We start from the raw sequence: 9,936 nt of genomic DNA, 5'->3' as shown, positions 1-9,936 counted from the left end.
CTTCGGCTATGTCCTTCCCACTACCGGGCGGATTTGGGACTTGCACCCTTAAGAAACGTGCGCCGCCAGGCGCACTAGAAAAAACGACCAGGAGACCTGTATCATGTCTGTCTGGTCGTTTTTTTACTGTATCACATAGAGTTTTTCATTTCGCCGGTTCTTCCATATTCTCTTTATGCCTGTAAACTTGGGATTTCCACCATCGGATCCACATCTTCCTGATAATCTACATTGTCATAGTTAAAACCGAACATATGATAGAAATCATCCCAGTAACCGTCAATATCACAATACTGTTTCATATTTTCAGTAGTTACTTCTTTCCAGGCTTTTCTCACTTCTGACTGTACCTTTTCGTCCAGTTCCCAGTCGTCAATCCGAATCATACCCTCTTCGTCTGTTTTCACAGAACCATTATACAGTCTGTCTTCGAAGAGACGGGCAATCTGTTCGATGCATCCCTCATGTACGTTCTGCTCTTTCATCACCTTATATAGGATAGTAAAATACAGCGGTACGATAGGAATTGCTGCACTTGCCTGAGTTACCAGACCTTTATTTACCGATACATAGGCCTGCACCGGATAGTTCTTTCCGATCCGTTTTGCGCTTTCTGTCAGATGCTTCTTCGCATTTCCAATGGTTCCGTTATAGTAAATGGGATATGTAAGCTCAGGGCCGATATAAGAGTAAGCAATGGTCACTGCGTCTTCTGTAAGCACATCTGCTTCTGTCAGCGCATGGATCCAGTCTTCCCAGTCTTCCCCGCCCATAACTTTTATGGTTCCTTTCAGTTCTTCTTCCGTAGCCGGCTCGATGGTCTTCTCCCCTACGGTATTATTTTTCAGATCGAGACTCTTTTCCGTAAAGGCATCTCCGGTTGTTTTCAGCGAAGAGGTATATACAGTTCCGTCCTTATCGGTTCTTCTGGGTGCGGCAAGACTGTAAATGACCATATCCGCCTTTCCCCAGTCATTCTTAATGGTTTCAATCACTTTTTCTTTCATTTCTGCTGAAAAAGCGTCTCCATTGAGAGATTTGGCATATAAGCCTTCTTCTTTGGCAAACTTTTCAAAAGCCGCCGTATTATACCATCCGGCAGTAGCTGTTCTTTTCCCGTTGCTGGGACGTTCAAACATAATGCCTAACGTAGCTGCACCGCAGCCAAAAGACGCCGTAATTCTGGATGCCAGTCCGTATCCTGTAGAAGCTCCGATGATTAGTACACGTTTTGGGCCGTTTTCCATTTTTTTCTGTGATTTCACATACGCAATCTGACGTCTTACACTTTCCTCACATCCCTTTGGATGTGCCGTTGTACAAATATATTCCCGGACTTTCGGTTCAATAATCATCAAATTCCTCCCTAAGCTTTCCCTTGCTTATTTACTTTGATTCTCAAATTATTTTAACACAAAATCAGAAGAGATCAAGTCTTTTTGCGTTCTATTTTGTTGTACTTCCCAATCCGCCGTTTCTGATTTCCGTGGCGTCGTCATCTACAGTAATTCCAAATTCCACAAAAATCCCCTGCATAAAACCTGTCCCCGGACTCAGTTCTACGGTCTTTCCTTCATTGGTATCATTGGTCAGCTTGGCAAAGATATGGCCTTCATTATCTGAATAAAAGTAATCGCTGTCAATGATTCCTACGGTATTGTTTAACTGCAGACGGAATTTGAATCCCAGTCCGCTTCTGGGATAACATTTCAAAACCCAGCCATTTTCCATCTCCACACGGATACCGGTGGGAATTTTAACGGTTTGTCCCGGAGCTAAAGTAACGCTTACCGGTGTATAAAAATCGTATCCCGCGCTTCCGGCCGTGGCTCTTTTCGGAAGTTTTATGGAATCATAAATCTCCTGAATGGTTCCTCTGGCGCTCTCTCCAAACGTATCTGTCCAGTCCCGGGAAAACTGGTCAAAACTGACTTTATGAAACTTTCCAATTCTTTTCATCGGCTCTCCCTCTATTCTGCGTATAATACAACGTCGCCTGCTTTTAAGGTGGCAGGAACGTCAATGACTCTCTGATTGCTGCTGCCTTTCCAGTGCAAAGTTACATCTTTTTTATCTGCCTCAAATTCCCCGTCTACCAACACGTCCAGATAGCGGACAATTTCTTCTTTGCAGACTTCTTCCCACAGGGCGCCTGTATACAGCCAGATGGTCTTCTTCGGGTATTTCTCCCGGATTTCTTTTGCAAGTTCTGTAACATCCATTATATTCGCGCTGTGAAGAGGATCCCCTCCGGAAAAAGTAATTCCGCTGATATAGTCCTTATTCAGTTCCCTGAAAATTTCCTGTTTCTCTTCTACTGTAAAGGGCAGTCCCCCGTTGACATCCCAGGTAACAGGGTTATGACATTCCCGGCAGCAGTGGGAACAGCCCGCCACCCACAAAACAACCCGCAGGCCGTCCCCGTTTAACATATCGTCCTTTGTTATATTATGATACCTCATGATTTACTCTTCTTCCGGCACATCCTTGATACTGAAGCTCATTCTTCCCATCTTATCTTTGCCCAGGCAGATAACTGTCACCTGCTCTCCCAGGGATAATACATCTTCTACTCTCTTAATCCGTTCTTTGCTGATCTTGGAAATATGAACCATTCCCTCTTTTCCAGGAGCAAACTCTACAAAAGCTCCGAAATCTTTTATGCTGACTACCTTACCGGAAAGAATCTGTCCTTCCTCAAAATCAGTAACAATCACTTCAATCAGGCGTTTTGCCTCGTCCATGCTTCTCTGATCCAGGCCGCAGATGGATACGGATCCGTCATCGGTAATATCGATTTTCACATCAGTCTGTTCGATAATAGCGTTGATGGTTTTTCCTCTCTGTCCGACTACATCGCCGATCTTCTGGGGATCAATTTTCATCTGTGCAATCTTCGGCGCATATTTTCCTACCTGAGGACGCGGAGCCGCAATGCAGGGTTCCATTATATCAGACAGAATGTATTCTCTGGCTTCTTTGGTTCTGCGGATTGCTTCTTCCACAATCGGACGGGTCAGTCCATGAATCTTAATATCCATCTGAATAGCAGTGATTCCGTCATGGGTTCCTGCTACTTTAAAGTCCATATCGCCGAAGAAGTCTTCCAGACCCTGAATATCAGTTAAAACCAGGTAATCGTCATCGCTTTCTCCTGTCACCAGGCCTGCAGAGATACCTGCTACCGGTTTTCTAATCGGAACGCCGGCTGCCATCAGTGACATGGTAGATGCACAGATGCTGGCCTGAGAAGTAGAACCGTTGGATTCAAAAGTCTCGGATACGGTACGAATGGCATATGGGAACTCTTCCTCGGTGGGAAGTACCGGTACCAGGGCACGCTCTGCCAGAGCGCCGTGTCCGATCTCACGTCTTCCCGGTCCTCTTGACGGTTTCGTCTCACCTACTGAATAGGATGGGAAATTATAATGGTGCATATATCTTTTGGATGTTTCAAATTCATCCAGTCCGTCCAGTCTCTGAGCGTCTGCCAGAGGAGCTAAAGTAGTGACCGTACAAATCTGGGTCTGTCCTCTGGTAAACATGGCGGAACCATGAACTCTAGGAATAATATCCACTTCTGCAGCCAACGGACGAATCTCATTAATGGCACGGCCGTCCGGACGTTTGTGGTCTTTTAGAATCATCTTGCGGACTGTCTTTTTCTGATACTGGTAAACAGCCTCTCCTAAAACTTCCAGCCACTCCTCTTTCTCTGCGAAAGCTTCCTGCAGTTTTTCTGTTACGGCGCGGATGTTCTCGTCACGTATCTGTTTTTCATCTGCAAATACGGCCACTTCCATTTCTTCCGGCGGTACAATTTCCTTAATTGCTTCAAACAGCTCTTCCGGTACTGCACAGCTTTCATAAGAATGTTTCGGTTTTCCGCATTCTGCTACGATTTTATCAATAAAAGCAATGATTTCCTGGTTGACTTCATGGGCTTTGTAGATTGCCTCAATCATCTTATCTTCCGGAACTTCGTTGGCCCCGGCTTCAATCATAATTACCTTTTCTCTGGTAGAAGCCACAGTAAGCTGCAAATCAGAAATTTCCTTCTGGGCAAGGCTCGGGTTTACAACATATTCTCCGTTGATTAAGCCAATCTGTGTGGTAGCGCAGGGGCCGTCAAAAGGAATATCAGAAATACAGGTAGTAATAGAAGCACCCAGCATCGCCGGAATTTCCGGATTACACTCCGGATCCACGCTCATAACCATGTTGCAGAGAGTTACATCATTACGGTAGTCCTTTGGAAATAAGGGACGCATGGGTCTGTCAATGACACGGGAAGTTAAAATGGCATGTTCGCTTGCCTTTCCTTCTCTCTTATTGAATCCTCCCGGGATCTTTCCTACCGCATACATTTTCTCTTCGTATTCCACGCTCAGAGGGAAGAAATCAATCCCTTCTCTGGGCTCTTTGGAAGCAGTTGCCGTAGATAATACGGTGGTATCTCCATAATGCATTAAAGCTGCGCCGTTTGCCTGCTTTGCAACTCTGCCAATGTCAACAGTTAACGTTCTGCCCGCTAACTCCATAGAATAACTTTTGTACATATTTTAATCTCCTTTTAAATTTGTCTGACAGAATTCCGAAACAACTGAAAAAACCACTTTAAGCAAATGAGTTTTTCAGTAGTCCCGGAACTTAAGTTCTGTCGGTTTCATGATGAAAGGCTGCTGCAAAATGCAGCAGCCTTATCTTTGACTCTTATTTTCTTAATCCTAATCTCTCGATTAACTGACGATATCTTTCGATGTCTTTCTTCTTTAAGTAAGTCAGAAGTCCTCTTCTCTGACCAACCATCTTTAAAAGACCTCTTCTGGAGTGGTGATCTTTATGATGCACTTTTAAATGCTCTGTCAGCTCCTGGATTCTTTCTGTAAGAACTGCAATCTGAACTTCCGGTGAACCTGTGTCACCTTCGCATCTTGCATATTCTTTCATAATTTCAGCTTTCTTTTCTTTAGAAATCATCTTTCTAATTCCTCCTTGATTTTTAATCCCCGCATATTAAGAAACGGTCGGAGACTCCGGTTTCTGAATATGGGCTCAATTCATACTGCCTAAGTATAGCACACTCATACTGGTATGTAAATAACTTTTTGTTAATCCTCTCCCTTATTTTGAGAAGGATATTCCTCTTCCAAAAGGGAGAAGGCAATATTTGTGGCATGGTCAGAAACCCTTTCCAGTCCGGAAACCACATCAGAAAAGAGCATTCCTGTAGCAGGAGTGCATTCATTCCTGGTAAGCCGCTGTACGTGGGATTCCTGAAGACTGCGCTCCATCTCATCTACCTGTTCCTCGATTTCCAGAATTTCCTCCATATGTTCCTGATTATTATGGGAAAACATATCCAGGGAATAGGTGGTGATTTTCACTACCATATCCAGCATTTGCGCAAGCTCACCTTTGGCCTCCTCGCTGAATTCCAGACTGCGGGCCGCTTTCGTCTGAGCCGCCTCTGCCACATTTTCCGCATGATCTCCGATTCGTTCAATGTCGTTTGCAACATGGAACAGTCCTCCGATACTTCTCGCATCGTCCAACGGGAGGGTCGTCTGATTAATTTTCACCAGATAATCTGTAATGGCATGATTCAGGAAATTGATATATTTTTCCATTTCAAAAACTTTCTGAATCTCCTGTTCCCTGGGCTCGTTCAGACACTTCATTGCCCTCTGCAGGTTGCCAATGGCCATCTGTCCCATCCGTTCCAGTTCTCTGGTGGCATCAAATACGGCTGTGGTAGGTGACAGCATGGATTTTGCACCGATATACTGAAGAGAAAATTCTTCTTCTTTCGCCTTTTCTTCTCCCGGAATAATTACATAAGTTAATTTTACAATCGGTTTGATAAACGGGAACAGCATAAACACTTCCACAATCTTAATCATCATATGGGCATTGGCTACTTCTCGTCCCGGGTTTGCTCCTGAAATTCTGATAATAAAGTCTGCAATCGGATTTAATGCAAGAGTGAAAATCAGGTACATTACCGCTGTACCAAAAATATTAAACAGCAAATGGATCATCGCTGCTCTTTTCGCCTCTTTTTTGCCGCTGAGGCTGGCAATCAGAGCTGATACGCAGGAACCGATATTACATCCCATAATAATGAACAGGCAGATATGGATGTCCAGAAGTCCCTGGTTTGCCAGAAGCAGGACCACACCGACCGTAGCGGAAGAGCTCTGGAGTACTGCCGTTACAGCAATACCGATTAACAGGGCTAGAAAATGGCTCTGCAGAGAACTCATAATGCCTACAATGTAAGCAGACTCTTTCAGAACCGCCATGGAATCGCCCATTGTGGAAAGCCCCATAAACAACACACCGAATCCCAGAAGGACTTCACCGATTTGTTTTACCTTCTGTTTGCTGCAGAACATCAGCATAATAACGCCGACCATAATAAATACAGGGGCAAGAGCCGACAGATTAAAGGCAATTAACTGAGAAGTGACTGTGGTACCAATATTTGCCCCCATAATTACGCCGGCCGCCTGATACAGGTTCATCAGTCCTGAATTTACAAAGCTGACAACTAACACAGTGGCCGCGCTGGAAGACTGTATGATTGCTGTAAAAAATGTTCCTACTAAAATTCCTCTGAGCGGACTCTTTGTAAAAAATTCCAAAATCGACCGCATTTTGGCTCCGGCAGCTTTTTCCAGGCCATCGCTCATCTGTTTCATTCCAAACAGAAACAGGCCCAGACCGCCCATAAGGCCAAGAGCTATCTCTATCATACTTTTTCTCCTTACATCTCATCAAAATACTTTCGTCCCTGCTCTGCGTTTCTGAGAAGTTCCTCTTTTAAAGCTTCTAACGAAGAGAATTTTCGTTCCGGACGCATAAATTTCAGGAATCTCACTTCAGATTTTTCACCGTATAAGTCTTCACAGCAATCGAATAAATAGGTTTCAACCCCCAGGAAGCTCTCGCCGCCCACTGTAGGTTTGTAACCGATATTGGTGATTCCCCGAAATTGTCTGTTCTCAAACTCAGATTCTGTAATGTATACCCCGTTCGGAGGAAGAAGCTTTTCCCTGGGAGGAACCAGGTTGGTGGTCGGAATCAGTTTTCTGTGTCCCAGTCCCCGTCCGTGAAGCACTTCACCGGTTACAGAATACGTATCTCCCAGTAAAAAATTTACTTTTTCCATGTTTCCCTCATTGAGCTGCTCCCTCACATAAGTACTGCTGATTTTTCTGTGTCCGTCCATTTCCTTTGGAATTATATCCACCTGGAATCCATATGTTTTCCCCATTTCACATAATAACCGGGCGTTTCCCTTTCGTTCAAAACCGAACCGGAAATCTTCCCCGATAACCAGATGCGCCGCGTGGAAATTAGAAACCAGGATTTTCTCCACAAAGTCTTCCGCATGCATATGCCGCAGTTTCTCATCCAGAGGACACTCAATAAAATAGTCGATTCCCATCTGTTCTATTTTCCGGCACCGCTCTTCCTTTGTCCAAATCATATGACGGGATACATCAAAGGCAAATAAAACTGTCTGGTATCCTTCTTTTCGCCCTGTTTTCTGCACCTGGCTGATTAATTTCCTGTGCCCCTGGTGCAGACCGTCAAATTTCCCGAGAGTTATGACACTTTTTTGTATGTTATTCGGTTTTTCACTGGTTCTTCTGTATTCCATCTTCTGTCTCCTGCCTTATGAATAGAACATTTTCACCGGATAAAATCTCCTCTTATCCGGTTTCCACTGATAAATCCCCACGAAACTTCCTCTGCTGTCATAGGCGCGTACCCATCCTTTCTGCTGTGCTCCTTCTGCCTCTGAGGTGTTTAAGGGATTTCCATTATGAAGCAGCCTGTCACCCTCCCCACGGGTTTTCAGAAAAGGCAGATTCTTAAATACTTCTTCTATGGAAATCAGGGAATCCTCCAGGGTCCCTTCCTGCATCTGTTCTTCTATCCGGGACAGACGCAGGGAATCCTCCAGAAGAAAATCCCCGGACTGAATGCGAAGCAGGGATTCCATACATCCTTTGCATCCCAGCCGTTCTCCGATGTCATGACACAGGGTACGGATATACGTACCTTTTGAACAGAGCACTTTTATCTTCACACAGGGCAATTTCATTTCCAGGATCTCTATCTTATAAAAAACCACCGGTCTGGGAGGACGTTCCACGACTTTTCCCTCCCTTGCCAGTTCATACAGCTTCTTTCCCTGAATTTTCAGTGCAGAATACATCGGAGGAATCTGCATCTGATTTCCCAGAAAACTCTGAATGACCTCTTTCACCTGCTCCTGCGTCACATGTACGGGATGTTCTTTAAGGACAGTTCCCGTCATATCCTGGGTATCTGTCTCCACACCCAGCCTCAGAACGGCAATATATCCCTTTTCCTTTTCTGTCAGCAGATCACACAGCTTTGTGGCTTTTCCCACGCATACGGGAAGAACTCCCTCTGCCTGGGGATCCAGAGTTCCGGTATGGCCTATTTTTTTCTGCCTCAGTATTCCTCTCAGTTTGGCAACCACATCATGAGAAGTATATCCTTTTTCTTTGTAAATATTCAGTATTCCGTCCATCGTCTCAATCCTTTAGCTGTATTGCAATCTGATCGGAAAGATTATTAATTACGTCATACATGGAACCGGACATATCACAGCCGGCAGCGCGGACATGCCCGCCCCCGCCGAAAAATGCAGCCACCTTGCTTACATCTACCTCTCCATTGGAACGCAGACTGACTTTAAAAGTCTGGGGCTGGCTCTCATAGATAAAAATGGCCGCCTCTACCCCTTTGGTTAAACGGAGCTGACTGACGATTCCTTCCAGATCCTTTCCGTCCACCCGGTAAAAATCCATATCTTTTTTCTTCATATAGCCCACAACCAGTTTTCCGTGCTGCAGTAAAATACTTTCCGCCAGCACCCGTCCCATGACCTGATTCTGGATATAGGTTTTCTGATAAAAAGATTCATCAATAATTTTATTGAAATTGAATCCCTTTTTCATTAATTCTCCTGCGATCCGCATCGTATCGGGAGAGGTGGAGGAATACTGGAAAACGCCTGTATCGTGAATGATTCCCGTATAAATCGCCATTGCCACGGAACGGCTGATCTTCTCTTCATCCAGCAGATTATAAAGAACCTCGGAAGCAGAACTGATGCCGCCTTTAATATAATTAATCTGTCCGAATCCCAAATTGCTGATATGATGGTCAATGCATACGGTTTTTTTGGCGGTATCGAAATACTCTCCTGCCAGACCGATTCTCTCTTTGCTGCTTACATCCAGTGTGATGAAAACATCATAATGTTTTTCTCCGGCGGTTTCCATTTTGATCTCATCCATTCTGTCCAGATACCCGAAGACTTCCTTGGGATGATCCAGATAAATATCCGTCTGTATCTGCGGATAATTTTCTTTTACATAAAGATATAATCCCATGCAGGAACCGACGCAGTCGCCGTCCGGCCTCACATGGCCCGCAATCCCAAGGGTCTGTATCCCTTCTAAAATTTCTGAAATCTTTTCCATAATCCCCCTCCTAGTCTTCCTCTCCTGAATCAGAAGAGTCTTTCTTTGTCACATCGTCAATCATCTTTGACATATGAACTCCATATTCAATGGATTCGTCCAGCAGAAACCGAATCTCCGGGGTGTTCCTCAGATTCAGATTTTTTGCCAGTTCCCGGCGGATAAATCCCACTGCGCTGTTAAGGCCTTTCATGGTTTCCTCTTTCACCTGTTTCTCGCCCAGAACGCTTATATAGGCCTTACAGGTTTTCAGATCCGGCGCCACTTCCACAGCCATTACAGATGTCATGGGATGTATCCTGGGATCTTTTAAATCGCTGCGAATGATGTTGCTTAGTTCCTTTAGGACTTCACCATTAATTCTGGTATTCTTTATACTGTTTTTTCTCATCTTTTTACCTCGAAT

At 44.6% G+C, this 9,936-nt stretch carries 10 protein-coding genes; all 10 read right to left on the bottom strand.

The annotated features are described in order from the left end of the window. Positions 1-173: 173 nt before the first annotated feature. Positions 174-1,355: an enoyl-ACP reductase FabV gene (gene fabV / locus B5F53_RS10350; protein ID WP_087223044.1), complete on the bottom strand. Its 1,182-nt coding sequence runs from the start codon at positions 1,353-1,355 to the stop codon at positions 174-176. Between the two features lie 91 nt (positions 1,356-1,446). After that, positions 1,447-1,959: a deoxyuridine 5'-triphosphate nucleotidohydrolase gene (locus tag B5F53_RS10345; RefSeq protein ID WP_087223042.1), complete on the bottom strand. Its 513-nt coding sequence runs from the start codon at positions 1,957-1,959 to the stop codon at positions 1,447-1,449. Positions 1,960-1,970: 11 nt separating this feature from the next. After that, complete coding sequence (gene nrdG, locus B5F53_RS10340; protein ID WP_087223040.1) at positions 1,971-2,462, bottom strand: anaerobic ribonucleoside-triphosphate reductase activating protein; 492 nt, start codon at positions 2,460-2,462, stop codon at positions 1,971-1,973. A 3-nt stretch (positions 2,463-2,465) separates the two neighbouring features. Next, positions 2,466-4,559: a polyribonucleotide nucleotidyltransferase gene (locus tag B5F53_RS10335; RefSeq protein WP_087223038.1), complete on the bottom strand. Its 2,094-nt coding sequence runs from the start codon at positions 4,557-4,559 to the stop codon at positions 2,466-2,468. Positions 4,560-4,713: 154 nt separating this feature from the next. Beyond that, positions 4,714-4,980: a 30S ribosomal protein S15 gene (rpsO, locus tag B5F53_RS10330; protein ID WP_087223036.1), complete on the bottom strand. Its 267-nt coding sequence runs from the start codon at positions 4,978-4,980 to the stop codon at positions 4,714-4,716. 131 nt (positions 4,981-5,111) lie between these two features. Then, complete coding sequence (locus B5F53_RS10325; RefSeq protein ID WP_087223034.1) at positions 5,112-6,758, bottom strand: Na/Pi cotransporter family protein; 1,647 nt, start codon at positions 6,756-6,758, stop codon at positions 5,112-5,114. A gap of 11 nt (positions 6,759-6,769) precedes the next feature. Further along, positions 6,770-7,669: a bifunctional riboflavin kinase/FAD synthetase gene (locus tag B5F53_RS10320; protein ID WP_087223032.1), complete on the bottom strand. Its 900-nt coding sequence runs from the start codon at positions 7,667-7,669 to the stop codon at positions 6,770-6,772. Positions 7,670-7,684: 15 nt separating this feature from the next. Further along, positions 7,685-8,572: a tRNA pseudouridine(55) synthase TruB gene (gene truB, locus B5F53_RS10315; RefSeq protein ID WP_087223030.1), complete on the bottom strand. Its 888-nt coding sequence runs from the start codon at positions 8,570-8,572 to the stop codon at positions 7,685-7,687. A gap of 4 nt (positions 8,573-8,576) precedes the next feature. After that, on the bottom strand, positions 8,577-9,530 hold the full coding sequence (locus B5F53_RS10310; protein ID WP_087223028.1) for a DHH family phosphoesterase: 954 nt from the start codon (positions 9,528-9,530) through the stop codon (positions 8,577-8,579). A gap of 10 nt (positions 9,531-9,540) precedes the next feature. Continuing rightward, positions 9,541-9,921 (bottom strand): 30S ribosome-binding factor RbfA, encoded by a 381-nt coding sequence (gene rbfA, locus B5F53_RS10305; RefSeq protein WP_087223026.1) that lies wholly within the window; start codon positions 9,919-9,921, stop codon positions 9,541-9,543. Between the last annotated feature and the right edge of the window lie 15 nt (positions 9,922-9,936).

This window comes from Blautia sp. An249 (genome assembly GCF_002159835.1).
GTDB classification, from domain to species: Bacteria; Bacillota; Clostridia; order Lachnospirales; family Lachnospiraceae; genus Blautia_A; species Blautia_A avistercoris.
The sequence above is the reverse complement of the archived record's forward strand: the minus strand, read 5'-3'. Positions and strand labels throughout refer to the sequence as shown.